At 62.9% G+C, this 17,277-nt stretch carries 13 protein-coding genes and 1 tRNA gene; 5 read left to right on the top strand and 9 right to left on the bottom strand.

What is annotated here, in order from left to right:
- Positions 1-33: 33 nt before the first annotated feature.
- The 8 genes from ychF to C8C92_RS03625 form a co-directional block, all read right to left on the bottom strand.
- Positions 34-1,125: a redox-regulated ATPase YchF gene (gene ychF, locus C8C92_RS03660; RefSeq protein WP_099760900.1), complete on the bottom strand. Its 1,092-nt coding sequence runs from the start codon at positions 1,123-1,125 to the stop codon at positions 34-36.
- A gap of 215 nt (positions 1,126-1,340) precedes the next feature.
- The gene (pth, locus tag C8C92_RS03655; RefSeq protein ID WP_071079737.1) at positions 1,341-1,925 is read right to left on the bottom strand and encodes an aminoacyl-tRNA hydrolase; all 585 of its coding nucleotides are present in this window, start codon (positions 1,923-1,925) and stop codon (positions 1,341-1,343) included.
- Between the two features lie 115 nt (positions 1,926-2,040).
- On the bottom strand, positions 2,041-2,652 hold the full coding sequence (locus C8C92_RS03650; protein WP_099760902.1) for a 50S ribosomal protein L25/general stress protein Ctc: 612 nt from the start codon (positions 2,650-2,652) through the stop codon (positions 2,041-2,043).
- A 168-nt stretch (positions 2,653-2,820) separates the two neighbouring features.
- Positions 2,821-3,771 (bottom strand): ribose-phosphate pyrophosphokinase, encoded by a 951-nt coding sequence (locus tag C8C92_RS03645; RefSeq protein WP_034753270.1) that lies wholly within the window; start codon positions 3,769-3,771, stop codon positions 2,821-2,823.
- A 150-nt stretch (positions 3,772-3,921) separates the two neighbouring features.
- Positions 3,922-3,998 (bottom strand) — tRNA-Gln (locus C8C92_RS03640).
- Positions 3,999-4,075: 77 nt separating this feature from the next.
- Positions 4,076-4,960, bottom strand: a complete 885-nt coding sequence (ispE, locus tag C8C92_RS03635) for a 4-(cytidine 5'-diphospho)-2-C-methyl-D-erythritol kinase (protein ID WP_116743033.1) — start codon at positions 4,958-4,960, stop codon at positions 4,076-4,078.
- Positions 4,957-5,607: an outer membrane lipoprotein LolB gene (locus tag C8C92_RS03630; RefSeq protein WP_116743032.1), complete on the bottom strand. Its 651-nt coding sequence runs from the start codon at positions 5,605-5,607 to the stop codon at positions 4,957-4,959. Before C8C92_RS03630 ends, ispE begins: the two co-directional genes overlap by 4 nt.
- A 121-nt stretch (positions 5,608-5,728) precedes the next feature.
- On the bottom strand, positions 5,729-7,498 hold the full coding sequence (locus C8C92_RS03625) for a tetratricopeptide repeat protein (protein ID WP_116743031.1): 1,770 nt from the start codon (positions 7,496-7,498) through the stop codon (positions 5,729-5,731).
- 166 nt (positions 7,499-7,664) lie between these two features.
- Between C8C92_RS03625 and mutM the strand changes: the two genes are divergently transcribed.
- From mutM to C8C92_RS03600, 5 genes are all read left to right on the top strand, one after another.
- Complete coding sequence (gene mutM, locus C8C92_RS03620; RefSeq protein ID WP_071079741.1) at positions 7,665-8,501, top strand: bifunctional DNA-formamidopyrimidine glycosylase/DNA-(apurinic or apyrimidinic site) lyase; 837 nt, start codon at positions 7,665-7,667, stop codon at positions 8,499-8,501.
- 10 nt (positions 8,502-8,511) lie between these two features.
- A complete protein-coding gene (locus C8C92_RS03615) occupies positions 8,512-10,413 on the top strand; it encodes a dynamin family protein (RefSeq protein WP_116743030.1) in 1,902 nt (633 codons plus the stop codon).
- 42 nt (positions 10,414-10,455) lie between these two features.
- A complete protein-coding gene (gene mutY / locus C8C92_RS03610; protein WP_243420103.1) occupies positions 10,456-11,631 on the top strand; it encodes an A/G-specific adenine glycosylase in 1,176 nt (391 codons plus the stop codon).
- A 92-nt stretch (positions 11,632-11,723) separates the two neighbouring features.
- A complete protein-coding gene (locus tag C8C92_RS03605) occupies positions 11,724-13,436 on the top strand; it encodes a sensor histidine kinase (protein ID WP_133250690.1) in 1,713 nt (570 codons plus the stop codon).
- Positions 13,433-14,056: a response regulator gene (locus tag C8C92_RS03600; RefSeq protein ID WP_099760908.1), complete on the top strand. Its 624-nt coding sequence runs from the start codon at positions 13,433-13,435 to the stop codon at positions 14,054-14,056. The genes C8C92_RS03605 and C8C92_RS03600 overlap by 4 nt, the downstream gene beginning before the upstream one ends.
- Here the strand turns inward: C8C92_RS03600 and C8C92_RS03595 are convergent.
- Positions 14,053-17,274 (bottom strand): molybdopterin dinucleotide binding domain-containing protein, encoded by a 3,222-nt coding sequence (locus C8C92_RS03595; protein WP_116743028.1) that lies wholly within the window; start codon positions 17,272-17,274, stop codon positions 14,053-14,055. The genes C8C92_RS03600 and C8C92_RS03595 overlap by 4 nt on opposite strands.
- Positions 17,275-17,277: the final 3 nt, after the last annotated feature.

Here is a 17,277-nt window from a genome sequence, read left to right as displayed (position 1 = left end):
CAAGCCGCGAGGTTTTTTTTATCTGCCAGGCCTTTAGACGTTAAACAGGAAGTTCAGCACGTCGCCATCCTTGACCACGTATTCCTTGCCTTCGGCGCGCATCTTGCCCGCTTCCTTGGCGCCCGCTTCGCCCTTGTAGGTGATGAAGTCGTCATAGGCGATGGTTTGCGCGCGGATGAAGCCACGTTCGAAGTCGGTGTGGATCACGCCGGCCGCTTGCGGTGCCGTGTCGCCCACATGGATGGTCCAGGCGCGCACTTCCTTCACGCCCGCCGTGAAGTAGGTTTGCAGGCCCAGCAGCTTGTAGGCGCTGCGGATCAGGCGGTCCAGGCCGGGCTCTTCCAGGCCCATGTCGGCCAGAAAAGCGCCCTTGTCGGCGGCATCCAGATCGGCGATTTCCGCTTCCATCGATGCGCAGATGGCGACGATGGGCGCGTTTTGCGATTGTGCGTAGGTGGTCAGCTGGTCCAGCAGCGGGTTGTTGGTAAAGCCCGTGTCGGAGACGTTGGCCACGAACATGGCCGGCTTGGCCGTGATCAGGCACAAGGGCTTGATCAGTTCCATTTCGTCGGCGTCCAGGCCCATCGCGCGCACCGGTTTGGCGTCGTTCAGGTACGGCATCATGCGTTCCATGATGGCCAGCAGCTTGGCCGCGTCCTTGTCGCCCGAGCGGGCTTTCTTGTTTTCGCGATGAATCGCTTTTTCCACGGTGCCCATGTCGGCCAGCGCCAGTTCGGTCTGGATGACTTCGATATCGTCGAGCGGGCTGATCTTGCCGGCCACGTGGATGACGTTGTCATCTTCAAAACAGCGAACGACGTTGACGATAGCGTCCGTTTCGCGGATGTGCGACAGGAACTGGTTGCCCAGGCCCTCGCCCTTCGATGCGCCAGCCACCAGGCCGGCGATGTCGACGAATTCCACGATGGCGTTGACCGTGCGTTCCGGCTTGACGATGGCGGCCAGCGCATCCATGCGTGGATCCGGCACTTCGACGACGCCGACGTTCGGCTCGATGGTGCAGAACGGATAGTTTTCAGCCGGAATGCCGGCTTTCGTCAGTGCATTGAACAGGGTGGACTTGCCGACGTTCGGCAAGCCGACGATACCGCATTGGAGACTCATGGAAAACCTTTAATAATCAAAGCACATGGCGCCGTTTATCGGCGTGCTTGCCGTGCTGTTAGGGAAAACGGAGCTATCGCTCGCCGTTTTCCGGGAATGGTGCGTGTGCTGCATTTCAAGGGGTCAATTGTACCCCTGACAGGCGCGCTTCAAAAGCCCGATGATGGGCAAATGACGCCAAAACAGCCGTATCGTGACGCCATCAGGCCCTGTTCTCAAGCCGTATGCAGCTTCATGGTCGCCGCCTCGAACTTGCCTTCGACGATCTGCGGCATCACCTGCAAGGATTTCTCGATGGCTTGCTCGATCAGCTCCTGGTCTTCGCGGCGCGGACGGTGCAGCACGAAGTCGGCCACCTGCTGCTGCAGGCTGAGGGTGCGCGGGTGACCGATGCCCAGGCGCAAGCGCCAGTAATCCTGCGTGCCCAATGCGGCCGTGATGTCTTTCAAGCCATTGTGGCCGCCGGCCGAGCCACCTTTCTTCAGGCGCGCAATGCCGGGCATCAGATCGAGCTCGTCGTGCACCACCAGCACTTCATCGGCGGCAATCTTGAAAAAGCGCGCCAGCGCGCCCACGGACTGGCCCGAGCGGTTCATGAAGGTCAGCGGTTCGAGCAGCCAGACTTCCTTGCCGGCGATCGATGTTTTTGCCAGCATGGCGTTATAGCGCGAATCGCGCTGCAAGCGCGTGCCGGGCAAGCTGTTGGCAAGATTGTCCACCAGCCAGAAACCGGCATTGTGGCGGGTTTGTTCGTATTCGGGTCCCGGGTTGCCGAGGCCGACGATCAGGCGTATGGGCATGGCTGTGTCTGCAATGAAAAAGAAAACATTATCGGTGAAAACAGGCAGAAAAAAACCCGCGCGGCGAACCTGGCGGGTTTTTCCTTGCGACTACCGCATTGCTGCGGCGGCAAAATTACTTCTTGTCGGCGTCAACAGCAGCAGCTGCTTCAGCTTCAGCAGCAACGTGGCCAGCCGGTACCGAAGCGGTAGCGATGGTCAGGTTGTCGCCATGGGCCACAACGGTCACGCCAGCTGGCAGGACCAGGTCGCCGACGTGCAGCGAGTGACCGACGTCGATGTTCGACAGGTCAACGTTGATGAATTCTGGCAGTTGGCCTGGCAGGCACGAAACTTCGATTTCGTTGGCTACGTGGCTGATGGTCGCGCCGTGCAGTTTGACTGCTGGGGAAACGTCAGCGTTGATGAAGTGCAGCGCCACTTTCACGTGGATAGCTTGCTTCGAGTCAACGCGCTGGAAGTCAGCGTGCAGAACCAGTTGTTTGTATGCGTGGACTTGGAAGTCGCGCAACAGAACTTGCTGGGAAACGCCGTCGATTTCCAGATCCAGGATCGACGAGTGGAACACTTCTTTTTTCAACGCGTGGTACAGAGCGTTGTGATCCAGCGAGATCAGCACCGGGGCTTCAGCGCCACCGTAGACGATACCAGGGGTTTGGCCGGAAATGCGCAGGCGGCGGCTCGCTCCGGAACCTTGCAATTCGCGTTTAAATGCGATAACTTTCATGTGAAACTCCAAGAAGAACAAGGCTTGCGCCTTGTGTTATGAAGATTCCCGCGACCAGGAATCTTCGGAAATGGGCGCAGACGCGCCCCGAAAACTAAAACACTACGGCGCAACAGGCAAAAAGCCGGTCGCGCCGCAGGCATTACGTCTGTTGCTGCTCTTACCGAATTAATCGATGAACAGCGAGATGACGGAGTCACCCTTGATGATGCGCTTGAACGTCTCGGCCAGCAGCGGCGCGCACGTCAATTGACGAATCTTGCCGCAAGCCAGGGCCGCTTCGGACAGGGGGATCGTATCGGTCACGACCAGCTCATCGAGTGGCGAAGCCGAAATACGGTCGATCGCCGGGCCCGACAGCACCGCGTGGGTGCAATACGCCACGACTTTTTTCGCGCCGCGCTCTTTGAGCACTTCGGCAGCCTTGGTCAGCGTGCCTGCCGTGTCGACCATGTCATCCATGATCACGCAGTTGCGGCCTTCGACTTCACCGATGATGTTCATCACTTCGGACACGTTCGCTTTTGGACGACGCTTGTCGATGATGGCCAGGTCGCAGCCCAGGCGTTTTGCCAGGGCGCGCGCACGTACCACACCGCCGACGTCCGGCGACACCACCAGCAAATCCTGGTAGTTTTTCTTTTGCAGGTCGCCCAGCAAAATTGGCGAAGCGTAGATATTGTCGACTGGGATATCGAAGAAACCTTGAATCTGGTCAGCGTGCAAGTCCATGATCAGGACGCGCTCGACACCGGCTTCTTCCAGCATGTTCGCCACCACCTTGGCCGAAATCGCCACACGCGCGGAGCGTGGACGACGGTCTTGGCGGGCGTAGCCGAAGTAAGGAATGGCGGCGGTGATGCGGCCAGCGGAAGCACGTTTCAAGGCATCAACCATCAGCATGATTTCCATCAGGCTGTCGTTGGTTGGAGCACAGGTGGATTGCAAAACAAAAACATCCTTGCCGCGCACGTTTTCGTTAATCTCGACCATTACTTCGCCGTCGGAGAATTTCGAAACGTTTGCTTTACCGAGAGGGATGCCGAGGTTTTTTGCGACCCCCTCTGCCAACGCTGGATTCGCGTTGCCGGTAAAAACCATCAGGTTTTCGTAAGCCATGGGAGTCCCAAGAGGTGATATAGAAGTCTTGAAAAGCACTAACCGGGCATAGGCCCGGTCAGTCATTGTTTAGAATATGCCGCGTGGCGACACATCTGCTTTTTCCCGCACTGGACGCCAACTTCGCATCGACAGACTACGGTGAAATGGTGGCAGGGGAAGAAGGATTCGAACCTTCGCATGCTGGAATCAAAATCCAGTGCCTTAACCAGCTTGGCGATTCCCCTACGTTACTGACTGCTTGCCGTCATGTTGGCCAGTATTATACCGACTATTTGACGCTAAGCAAAATCTTTTTTTCTCTCTACAACATGGTGAGCATCGGGTGGTGACTCAGCGCTTTTGCCTTCCAGGCGATCCAGACTGGTGGCACATTGCTGAGCACCGCATCCGCTTCTTCCTGACTGTCAAACGCACTAAATACACAAGCACCGGAACCAGTCATCCTGGCCTCACCGTAAGCACCCAGCCATTCTACCGCATCTGCTACCGGCTTGAAAAGACTGCATGCTACTTGCTGTAAATCATTCTTACCAAACCCGCCCGCATCGTTTCCTTCTGCGAGGTACCTGGAAAAGTCCGCTATTGTGACGGGTTCGGTATTTCTCGTCAAGCCTTCCGCGCAAAAAATTGCAGCGGTGGGTACTTGCACGCCCGGCTCGATCACCACATACCAGCATTCTGGCGTGGCGACAGGCTGCAAGGCCTCGCCCACGCCTTCGGCAAAGGCATTCTCGCCAAAGATGAAAAACGGGATATCGGCACCCAGCGGCAAGCCCAGCGCCATCAATTCCTCGCGCGTCAATCCCGCTTGCCACAGGCGGTTCAAGGCCATCAGTGCCGTGGCCGCATCGGACGAGCCGCCCCCGAGACCGCCGCCCATGGGCAGCACCTTGTCGATGGCGATATCGACACCGCGCGGCAAGGCGCCCTTGCGGCGCAGCACTTCGGCCTGCAGCAGTTTCGCGGCGCGGATGATCAGGTCCTGCTCCTGCGGCACACCGGCAAGCGCCGTCACGCGGACAATCGCCGTGTCGTCGCGCAGCGCGAAGTGCAAGGTGTCGCCATGGTCGAGCAATTGGAACACCGTCTGCAGCAGATGGTAGCCATCGGCGCGGCGGCCGTTGACGTGTAGAAATAAGTTCAGCTTGGCCGGTGCCGGGCAATTGTTCAAAGTCGTCAGTGTCATGGTGCAGGTGCGGAAGTGGCGGGATCGAGCACGATGCGCAGCGAGACGGCATCGGCCTGCGCGCTGGCATTGCGTTCGGCATCGATACGCCGCGGTTGCGGCAAGGCGCCCGGTGTATTGTCGGCCGCATTTTGCCCTACTTCTTGCCACGACACATAGCGCAAGCGCCAGCCGTCTTTGGTCGTCACGCTGTCGTTCGCGGGCGAAGCGACAAAGCGCTTGCCATCGGCGCCCACGGCATAGCCTTGCAGCCAGTCACGCAAGCCCGACACGGGCAAGGACCAGCCCAGCATCTGCGCGCTCAGGGTATCGACATCGGGCGCGCTGCGCGGCGCCTTGCCGCTTTGCGTCAACACGGCCTCGCGCGGCGTGACGGCAATCGTCGCCAGGGTGCTGCCGACGGGCGAATACAAGGTCACATCCGTGCGCTGCGCCGTCTGCTGCCAGTTGAAATTGACGGTTGCCGATTCGGGCTTGTCATCCTTCTGGTACACGACGTTCAAGCGGCCCGTCAGCTCCACCTGTTCGCGGTAAGGGGCGACGGTTTTACCGGATGGCGCGGCGCCGGACGAGAATGGGGAAGTCAGGGTCGAGCAGGCCGAGAGGGACAGGCAGACGAGTGTGAGGGGGAGGAGTTTTTTTAACATGGGAATAGTAAAGAACCGGCAGCGACAAGGTGGGGTCAGTCCCTGCGGGATCGGAATGCGTTCCACTGGAACGCATTCCCCCTGCAGGGTCTGACCCCGGTTTTTGCCCTTGGGTTAACAATCACAAACTGACATTCAGTCGCGCCAGGGTACTTTTCAGCGCATCGTTTTTCGGGTCCTTGCTGCGCGCTTCGCGCCACAGTTTTTGCGCTTCATCCTTGTCGCCCTTCTGCCACAGCACTTCGCCCAGGTGGACGGCGATTTCCGGATCGCTGCGCACGGCATAGGCGCGGCGCAGCGCGTTTTCCGCGGCGGCCAGGTTACCCATGCGGAACTGCACCCAACCCATGCTGTCCATGATGAACGGGTCGCCCGGCGCCATCTGCAGCGCTTTTTCGATCAGCGCATGGGCTTCCGGCAAGCGGATGCCCCGCTCGGCCAGCGAGTAGCCCAGGGCGTTATACGCATGCTGATTGTCGGGCGCCAGCGCCATCACGCGGTGCAGGCTCGCTTCCATCAGCTCGAGTTTATCCAGGCGCTCGGCCAGCAAGGCGTAGTCGTACAGCAGTTCCGGATTGTCGGGGAAGCGCAGCAAGGCGTTTTCCAGCACCGTGTAGGCGCTTTGCACATAGCCGGCGTCGCGCAGGAATTGCGCATCGACCAGCAGCACCTGCGCCTGGCTTGCCGGATCGTCCGTTTCGATTTCCGTCAGCGCCTTGCGCGCCGCATCGAGATTGCCGCCACGCGCGATCAGCTGGGCGCGGCGCAAGCGCGCCTCGACATAACCGCTTGATGCGCTGTTGTCGACCTTGTCCAGCCAGGCGATGGCGCCGGCCGTGTCGCCGCGCGTCTCGGCGATCTGCGACAAAATCATCAGGGCCTTGAAAGGATCGCGCGTGTCGCCAGGGGATTTATCGAGCACGGCCAGGAAGCGCTTGAAGTACTGCTCCGCACCCTTGGTGTCTTCCAGCTGCAGCGCCACGATACCCAGCGCATACAGGGCGCCCACGTTATCGGGCGCGCTTTTCAGCAGCAGCAGGAACTGGTCGCGCGCCGGCTCCAGCTGTTTTTGTTCGACCAGCAGGCGCGCATACGCGCCGCGCACTTCGACGGCGTCCGGATTCTTTTGCAGGAAAGTGGCCAGCACCTTGCCCGCCGCCTCGGACTCGCCCGTCACCTGCGCCAGGGTCAGCACGGCCAGCTCGGAGTTCGGCTTGATGGCCAGCGCCTTGTTCGCTTCGCCGATGGCACGCTCACGCTCGCCGATCGACAGGGCGCCCTGCGCCAGCACCAGGTGCGCTTCGAACATATCCAGGTAGGGCTGCACCAGGCGCGTCACCATCGAATAGGCATACAGCTTGTCATTCGAGCGCGACAAAATCTGCTGCATCTGGAACAGGGCCACACCGCGCGCGCCCGCCGGCGCATTGGCCAGGCGCTCGGCGAAAATCGGTTCCGCTTCTTCGATCTTGTCCGTCAACACGACAAAGCCGAGGAAGAATTGCGTCGCCTCGTCCGAATCGGGCGCCAGCTCGCGCCACAGGCGGATGGCCGCCAGCGCTTCGCTGCCCTGCTTGGCGGCCAGCGCCATTTCCGAAGCGCGGCGCGCCAGGCGCGGGTCGCGCGTCTGCTGCGCCGCCACCATCATCGTCACGTACGGCCCTTGCCACTGGCCTCTCTTGAATTCCATTTCAGCGCGGGTCAGCTTGTACAGCAGATCGCTGCTCAATTCGACCTTGGGCAAACCCTTCGTCTTGGCGTCGGCGTCCAGCTCCTGCGGCGCGGCCGCCGAGGGGCCGGCCGCGGCATCGGCGGGGGCGACGGGCGTCTGTGCCATGGCATGCGTGGCCATCAGGGCGGACAAGGTTACAATGGCGAAAGCGTTTTTCAAAGGCTGATCCTGGCTAAACGGCAAAGTTTGATTCTACGCCCAACACGGCTATCGCGTACTTCACGTATGTAACGAAATATATACGTCGTGGCGGCGTAGCCGGCCCGGACCAGCCATCGGCCGGCAACCCGCCTGTTTTTACCCGGTTTTCAACCATTCGAGCCCTATGCCAGAATTGCCAGAAGTCGAAGTCACACGGCGCGGTGTCGCGCCCCATATCGAGGGCCGCGCCGTGCGCGCCGTCGTGCTGCGCCGCGACGGCCTGCGCTGGCCCTTCCCTCCAGCCCTGGGCGAACAATTGTCGGGGCAAACCATCGGCCTGACGGGACGGCGCGGCAAATACCTGCTGATCCACTTCCGCCACGGCACCTTGATCATCCACCTGGGCATGTCGGGCCATTTGCGCGTGCTGCCGACGGGCACGGAGGCGCAAAAGCACGACCATTTCGACCTCGTCGTGGAAGACGCGGACGGCGGCAGCCAGGTGCTGCGCATGACGGACCCGCGCCGCTTCGGCGCCGTGCTGTGGCACGACGAGGCCGACGGCCCGCTCGATGGCCACGCGCTGCTGCGCGGCCTGGGCACGGAACCGCTGGAAGGCGGCTTCACGGGCCGGCTGCTGTTCGAAAAAACGCGCAACAAGGGCACCAATATCAAGCAGGTACTGATGGCGGGCGATATCGTCGTCGGCGTGGGCAATATCTATTGTTCCGAAAGCCTGTTTCGCGCGGGGATCAACCCGAAGACGCCGGCCCGGCGCATCGGCCTGGCGCGCTATGAGAAACTGGCGCAAGCGATCCGCGACGTGCTGGCCGAAGCCATCGTGCAAGGCGGCAGCACCCTGCGCGACTTCATCGGCGTAAACGGCCAGTCCGGCTATTTCCAGCAAACGTATTTCACGTACAACCGCGCGGGCAAGCCATGCCGCGTGTGCGGCGCGCCTATCCGCCAGATCGTGCAGGGACAGCGTTCCACGTTCTACTGCGTGAACTGTCAAAAGTAAAGGGGGCCTGATGGTCAGAGATTTGGAACAATACAGCGCATGGCGGCAGGACGTGCAGGCCGCCTTGCAGGCATACCGGCAAGCCGCCAGCGCGGCGGGCCTGGTCGACGGCGCTTCCGCGCTGCGCCTGGCGCGCTGTGGTTCCCGCCTGCTTGACGACCGTTTATCTGTCGCCTTCGTGGCGGAATTCTCGCGCGGCAAATCCGAGCTGATCAACGCCATCTTCTTTGCCGGCTATGGCCAGCGCATCCTGCCCTCGGGCGCGGGCCGCACCACCATGTGCCCCACCGAGCTGCTGTACGACGCCGCCTGGCCGCCATCGATCCGTCTGCTGCCCATCGAGACGCGCGCGCAGAACCTGTCGACCAGCGACTACCGCGACCTGCCCGCCGCCTGGACCGTCCTGCCCCTGAACATCGATGCGGGCGACGACATGCAGGACGCCATCCGCCAGGTCAGCCTGACGAAAAAAGTCAGCGTGGAAGAAGCGGCGCGTTACGGCCTGTACGACGCCGACGACGCGGACGCTCCCGCCATGCTGGACGAAGACGGCCAGGTGGAAATTTCCATGTGGCGCCACGCCATCATCAACTTCCCCCATCCGCTGCTGAAACAGGGCCTGGTGATCCTCGATACGCCCGGCCTGAACGCCATCGGCACGGAACCGGAACTGACCCTGAACCTGATCCCGAATGCGCACGCGGTGCTGTTTATTCTGGCGGCCGACACGGGCGTCACGCGCAGCGACATCGAGGTATGGCGCAACCATATCGGCGCCGGCGCGGGGCGCCTGGTGGTGCTCAACAAGATCGACAGCATGTGGGATGAATTGCGCGGCGACGCCGAGGTGGAGCAAGCCATTGAGCGCCAGCAGGCCAGCGTGGCGCATCTGCTGGCCCTGGACGCTGGCCAGGTGTTTCCCGTGTCGGCGCAAAAGGCCCTGGTGGGCAAGATCAACCACGATGCGGCGCTGCTGGAAAAGAGCCGTCTGCAGGCGCTCGAGACGGCCCTGTTCGAGGAGCTGATCCCCGCGCGCAAGGACATCATCCGGCGCCAGCTGGCGTTCGACCTGAACGCCATCGAAGCGGCGCAGCAGGTGCAGGCGGCGGCGCGCGCGCGCGGCATCGCCGAGCAGTTGCACGAGCTGCACAGCCTGCGCGGCAAGAACCAGAGCGTGATCGCCCACATGATGCGGCGCATCGATATCGAGAAGAAGGAATTCGACAGCAGCCTGTTCAAGCTGCAAGCGACGCGCGCCGTGTTTACGCGCCTGTCGACGGAGCTGTATACGAGCCTGGGCATGGACATCGTGCGCGACGATATCGATGGCGTGCGCGCGGCCATGCAGCGCAGCCGCTTTTTCACGGGCCTGCGCGAGGCCGTGCGCCAGTATTTCGAGCGCATCGCCAGTAACCTGGACCGCTCGGAAGGCAAGACGGCCGAGATCACGGAAATGATGAACGTGATGTACCGCAAATTCGCCTCCGAACACGGTCTGGCGCTGGCCTTGCCGATGCCGTTTTCGCTGGCCCGCTACCGCCAGGAGATCGCCGACATCGAAGCCGTCTACCATAAGCAGTTCGGCACGGCGACCCTGCTCACCACCAGCCGCGTCGTGCTGATGGAAAAATTCTTCGACACCATCGCCTCGCGCGTGCGGCGCAGCTTCACCAACGCCAACGACGACGCGAGCGCCTGGCTGAAAGTCATCATGGCGCCCCTCGAAGCGCAGATCGTCGAGTACAAGGAACAGCTGAAACTGCGCTTTGCCTCGATCCAGCGCATCCACGACGCCACCGGCAGCCTCGAACAGAAAATCGCCGGTTTCGAGGCCAGCCTGGCGGCGCTCGAACGCGACAAGGCGCAGCTGGCGCAATTGCTGGCCGCCTTGCGCGCTGCCAGCGCAAGCTGAGCAACATCAGCACCATCACACCACAGAACACTGGAATCTTGCATGAAACGTCTGCTGCATCCGCTCTCGCCCGCCACGGGCACAACTCAGTTTGAAAACGCGCCTGAAAATTATATCGACCCGACTTTTTCCGCCACCATCATCGCCTGGCAAAAGCAGCATGGCCGCCACGCGCTGCCGTGGCAAAACACGCGCGACGCCTACCTGATCTGGCTGTCCGAAATCATGCTGCAGCAAACGCAGGTCACCGCCGTACTCGGCTACTACGCGCGCTTCCTCGAACGCTTCCCCACCCTGCGCGACCTCGCTAGCGCCCCGGTGGAAGACGTGATGGCGCAATGGAGCGGCCTTGGCTACTACACGCGGGCGCGCAACCTGCACAAGTGCGCGCAGCGCGTGGTGGCCGAATACGATGGCGTCTTTCCCAGCGACCCGGCCCTGCTGGCCGAGCTGCCCGGCATCGGCCGCTCGACGGCGGCCGCCATCTCCGCGTTTTCCAGCGGCACGCGCGCGGCCATCATGGACGGCAACGTCAAGCGCGTGTTTGCGCGCACGTTTGGCATCGATGCCTATCCCGGCGAAAAACGGGTCGAGGAAGCCATGTGGCGCCGCGCCGAGGCGCTGCTGCCTGAAACCGGTATCGAAGCCTACACGCAGGGCTTGATGGACTTCGGCGCCACCCTGTGCACGCGCAGCAGCCCCGATTGCGGCCGCTGCCCGCTGCAACCGCGCTGCGTGGCCTACGCCACCGGCCGCACCAAGGATTTGCCGGTGCGTAAACCGAAGAAAACCAGCCCGGAAAAGCACGCCGTCATGCTAGTCATCATCGACAACGGCCAGGTGCTGCTGGAGCAGCGCCCCGGCTCGGGCATCTGGGGCGGCTTGCTGTCGCTGCCCGAACTCGATGGCCACATGCTGGCCGATGCAGACTCGCCGCGAGAGATAGACCAGCAGGTACTGGCACGCGCCGTGGCGCCGTTCGGCGCAATCGAGACGCAGGAACGGCTGCTGCCCATCGTGCACGTCTTCACCCATTACAAGCTGCACATCGTGCCCTGCCGCATCACCCTGGCGCGGCGCCTGGCGCTGGCTGGGGAAGCAACGCACGTCTGGTACGACGGCGCGAAAATCGCGGACGCGCCGCTGCCCGCACCGATCAAGAAACTGCTGCTGGAGCTGTTCGGCGATGCGCGCGCGGCGCAGCGCAGCATGTTCTAGTGCGTTTTTTACTGTTCGCGCTGGCGGCGCTGTGTCTGCACGGCGCGCAAGCGGATGACGCACGGCCAGAGGTCCCGGAGGTGAGAATAGGCGTGCTCGCCTACAAGGGCGCCGACGCCGTGCAGCAGGACTGGTCGTACGTGACGCGCCACCTGCAAGCGAGCATCCCCGGCATCCGTTTTACATTGGCCGACTACGACCAGGCGGGCTTGACGCGTGCCGTGCAGTCGCAAGCGATCGCCTTTGCCATCACCAGCAGCGGCCATTACGTGGCGCTGGAACACAGCGATGGCGCCAGCCGCATCGCCACGCTCGAATCGCCATGGACGGACTCGCCGCGCCAGGCCATCGGCTCGGCCATCGTCGTGCGCAGCGCGTCGCCGCTGCATGACCTGGCCGACCTGGCGGGCAAGAACGTGATGGCGGTAGCACCCGATGCGTTTGGTGGCTACCAGATCGCCGCACGCGAACTGCGCGAAGCGGGCATCGATCCCACGCATGATTTTGCCAGCCTGCGCTACAGCGGTTTCCCCTCGCAGCAGATCGTCGACGCCGTGCGGGCGGGACGCATGGATGCCGGCATCGTGCGCACCTGTCTGCTGGAACAGATGGTGGCGCGCGGCGAAGTGCGCGCCGATGAACTGCGCGTGATCACCACGCGCCCGATTCCCGGTTTTCGCTGCGCCAGCTCGTCGCGGCTGTATCCGGACTGGCCCTTCGTGGCCCTGCGCCAGACGCCGCCAGCGCTGGCGAAAAAAGTGGCGCAGGCCCTGCTGGCCATGCCGCGTACCAATGAAGGTTACAGCTGGACCGTGCCCAGTGATTACCAGATCGTCGATGAACTGTTCCGCGAGCTGCGCATCGGCCCCTACGCCTACCTGGACAAGCTGACGTTCGAGACGGCCCTGCGCCGCTACTGGGGCTGGATGCTGCTGGTGCTGGCCTTGCTGGTGGCCTGGGCCGTGCATACGGTGCGCGTGGAATACCTGGTCAGCCGACGCACGGAGCAATTGCGCGCCGCCCAGCACCAGCAGCGCGCGCTGGAAGAACAGGTGCGCCAGCGCCAGGCCACGCTCGACCACACGGCGCGCCTGGCCATCCTGGGCGAGATGGCCAGCGCCATTGCGCACGAATTGAACCAGCCGCTGGCGGCCATCGGTAATTTCGCGCGCGGCATGGCGCGCCGCATCGCGGCGGGCCGGCTCGACGCGGCGCCACTGCTCGACGGCGCGCAGGAAATCGCCACGCAAAGCGAACGCGCGGGCGCCATCATCCGGCACATCCGCGCGATGGCGCAAAAGCGTCCCGCGCACAGCACGCCCTTCGCCCTGGCCGACGCCGTGGAGCAATCGGTATCGCTGTTCCGCGCGGCCCATCCGCAAGCGCGGATCGATTGGCGCCACGACACGGCCAGTCCTGACGCGCGCGTGCTGGCCGACCCGCAGCAAGTGCAGCAGGTGCTGCTCAATTTGCTCAAGAATGCGCTCGATGCGCAGGTGGAAAACGACAATCCGGGGCACCCCATCGGCGTACTGCTGCACCGCGAAAACGGCGCCTGCACGGTGGCCGTGCGCGACGCCGGTTGCGGCCTGCAAGCGGCTCAGATGGCGCGCCTGTTCGAACCGTTTTTTACCACCAAGGCCGAAGGCCTGGGCTTGGGCATGTCGCTCAGCAAAAGCATCATCGAATCGTTCGGCGGCAGCCTGTCGGCGCATGCCAACGCCGATGCGCCAGGCTTGACGGTCTGGTTCCGCCTGCCCGAAGATACCGGTATGGAAGCGCACAAGGAAAAGGAAACACCATGAACGAAAGCGATGCGATCATCTTTGTCGTCGACGACGACGCCGCCATGCGCCGCTCGCTGGCCTATCTGTTCGATTCGGCCGGCTGGCAAGTGGCGACGTTTGAATCGGCGCGCGACTTCCTGCAGCGCTATGATGGCCATGCGCCCGGTTGCTTGCTGCTCGACGTGCGCATGCCTTTGATGAGCGGACTGGAACTGCAACAGGAGTTGAAGAATAAAAGCGGGCACGCCATATCTCTGCCCGTGATTTTCCTCAGCGGCCATGGCGACCTGGCCATGGCCGTGCAGACGATGAAGGCCGGCGCCTGTGATTTTCTGGAAAAGCCGTGCAAGGACCAGGTGCTGCTGGACGCCGTCTCGCGCGCCGTGGCCCGCAGCGTGGAGGAAAGCCGCAACGCCGCCAGCGCGAATACGGCGCAATCGGCGCTGGCCAGGCTGACCGCGCGCGAGCGCGAAGTGGCGCTGCTGATGGCCGAAGGCAAAGCCTCGAAAGTCATCGCCCGCGAGCTGGGCATCAGCGACAAGACGGTGCAGGTGCACCGCCATAACACGATGGAAAAACTGGGCCTGCACTCAGCAGCCGAGGTAGCCCGGCTGCTGATGGCCAGTGGGGAGATTTAAGCCCGCACGATGCGCGCCGGCAGTCCCTGCCGCACCGACGTGCCCGACACGGGATCGACAAACACGTTCTTGTCGCCGCGGCTCGGGTCCGTCAATCCCAGATCGTTCAGGTTGATGCCCGCGCCGATGGCCGGCTCGTCGGGCTGACGCGACTTGCCGATGCGGTGGGCCCGCGCGCCATGCTCCTTGTGGCCAAAGCCATGTTCAATGGCGATCACGCCGCGCTGCACCCCATGGCGCAGCATCACCGTGGCCCTGGCCCTGCCGCCCGGCGTTTCCAGATATATTTCATCGCCATTTTCCAGTTTCAAACGCGCCGCATCGTCGGGATGCACGGCAACCGGGTTGTCCGGATGGATGCCGCGCAAGCGCCGCGCGCCGATGCTGTAGGAGTTCTGCAGCGCCGATTTAAAACTGATCAACTCGAATGGCCACTCGCTGGCCGGGTAGGCCTTGCGCACGGGTGTGCCGTCGGCAAACGCCGCCACTCTCCAGGCGGGCGTACCGGGGAAGCGTTTGCCGCTCAAGCTGTTCTTGCTCACGCCCAGCCCCTCGTTGTACAGCATCATCGGTTTCAGATAGCGGTGCGTGGACCAGTCCTGCGGATATGGCGTCTCATCCGCCACCGGCACGGGAGCTGCCGGCGCCTTGGCATTCGCCGGTGGCGGCAGGCGCAGGCCAAACATTTCGCCATAGCTCTGGTAGCGTCCTCCGCGTGCCAGCATGAAGGCCACCTTGCGCCACTCTTCCGGCTTCAGGGTGCGCTCCAGTTCGGGGCGGATGCGCGCCACGCCGGACAGCGCGATGTCGTCGTCGCTCGCCTCCGGCACGGCCGTCTTGCCCTGCCAGGCGATGTTGGCGCCGCCGCGCAGATACCAGTCTTCCGCGCGCAGCAAGGGGAAGCGCTGGCCATCCATGTCCTGCAAGGCCTCCGGGCCGAAGCCCGGCAAGGCCATCGTTTTGGCCAGCGCGATGAAGAACGATTCCATGCAGATGGTCTGGCCATCGGGCGTTTTCTGCACGCGCGGTTCGACCACGGGCCAGCGCGCCGTGCTCATTTTGACGGGCATGCCGCCCCAGGCGCCGGCCCAGCCCCAGCTTTCATACAGCAAGGTATCGGGCAGCAGGTAGTCGGCAAACGCCGAGCTTTCATTGATGAAGGGGTCGATGGCGACGATCAGGGGAATCTTCTTCGGATCGGCCAGCTCCTTGCCGATCTGCGCGCGCAAGCCCGTGATGCCGTAGACGGGATTGCAGCTCCACAGGATCAGCGCCTTCAAGGTGTACGGGTAGCCGTTCATGGCGCTGGTGAGCCACTCGGTCGCCAGCGCGGGCGCGTTCGGATACCACGGCGCCCTGGCCGGATACGCCTTGCCCGCTTCTTTCTTCAGCTTGAACTCCGAGGTTTTTTCATACGGCACATTGCGCCCGATCGGCATGCCCGTCGCCTTGATCTCGCCGTCGAAACTCTCGAGGTTATAGCGTGGCCCAGGCCCCGCATCCTTGAAGCTGCCGCCATTGACCAGGGTGCCGCCCTTGCGGTTCAAGTTGCCGATCAGGGTATTGAGCATGACCAGCGCATAGGCGTTATAAAAACCCGCGCCCGACATCATGCCGCCGTGCGCATTGACGGCGGCGCGCTTGCCATGGCTGGTGAGTTCCTGCGCCAGGCCTTCGATGATGTCGCGCCCGATGCCGCAGGCGGCCGAATACTCGTCCATGCTGTGGCGCTGCGCTTCTTCGTTCAGCATCGTCATGGCCGTCTTCAGGTGCAGCGGCGCGCCCGCCACTTCCAGCGGACCGTCGAAGAACAAGCGACCCTCGCCCTTGGCCGCGTTGTGCGGCACGATGGCTTGCGTGGCTGCGTCGATCACGCAGAAGGCATCGCCATCCTTGTAGCGCTCTTCTTCCGCCAGTTCCACCGCGCCGATGTCCGACGCGCGCAGATAGCGGCCGTCGCGCGGATGGCCTTTTTCGTTGATGATCAGATGCGTGGCGTTGCACCAGGCGGCCTCGCCCGCCGCTTCCGCCACCTTCAGGTTAGGCTGCACGAGAAAGTTGCGGTCATAGCGTTCGTGTTCGATGATCCAGCGGATCATGGCCATGGCCAGCGCGCCATCCGTGCCTGGCTTGATCGGTACCCAGCGGCTGCGGTCGCCCGCTGCCAGGCTGTCGGCATTCGTCAGCACCGGGTCGACGACGACGTAGCTGAAATCGCGCTTGCCCGAGCGGGCTTTCGCGATCAGCGTGCCCTGGCGCTTGAACGGATTGCCCGCATTGCCCGGCGCCGTGCCCACAAAAATGCAAAATTCCGTATTTTCCAGGTCCACTTTCGCATGCGGCATTTTCTTCATGTCGCCGAACATGGCGCCCGAGCCGCTGCGATACGCGCCGCCGCAATACGAACCATGATTGACCAGGTTCAAGCTGCCGTACGACTGCTTGAAGAAGCGCGTGCCGAACGCCAGGCGACCGTCGTCCGTGCTGCACATCAGGCCCACCTGGTTGACTTGGGGACCCAGTTCCGGCTGCGCCGGATCGATCGGTTTTTCCAGCTCGCGCAAGGCGCGCAAGCCCTGCACGTGGCCTTCGCCAAACAGGTCGCCGCCTTCCGTCACTTCCTTCACCAGCTGATCGAAGGCGATCGGTTCCCACTGGCCGCCGCCGCGCGGTCCCACGCGCTTCATGGGCGCCAGCACGCGGAACGGCGACTCCATCTGTTCCAGCACGCCATTGCCGCGGCCGCAAGCGGTCGAGCGCCCTTTCAGCCCCTTTTCCTGGAAGCGCGAGAGCGACACAAAACTGTCGCGTATCGAGGTCTGGTAAGGCAGCGCCGGGTCGGCCGACATGGGGCTGTACGGATTGCCCGCCACGCGCAGCACCTTGCCGCTTTTTTTATCCAGGCGCACGCGCACGCCGCAAAACGTGGTGCAGCCCATGCACATGGTGTAGCTGACCTGCTGGTCCGGGTTGACGGTCAGTTTTCCCGTGGCCGTGTCGACGGAAAACTCGGGCGGCAGGGAATTGCCGTGCAAGCGCTGTACGGGTTTGTCCTTGCCCAGCGCGTGGTCGACCATGCGGCCGGCCGTGGTGGAAAAGCTGGCGGCAAAGGCGGCCAGGCCGCCGCCGATGGCGCCGTAGCGCAGCAGCTTGCGGCGCTTTTCGTTTTCATCTTCAGGGACGTCGTTGCGGTCGTCGTTATTTGTGTGTTCGTTCATTTT

It is taken from the genome of Janthinobacterium sp. 78 (assembly GCF_003096775.1).
In the GTDB taxonomy this organism is placed as follows: Bacteria; Pseudomonadota; Gammaproteobacteria; order Burkholderiales; family Burkholderiaceae_D; genus Janthinobacterium; species Janthinobacterium tructae.
The sequence above is the reverse complement of the archived record's forward strand: the minus strand, read 5'-3'. Positions and strand labels throughout refer to the sequence as shown.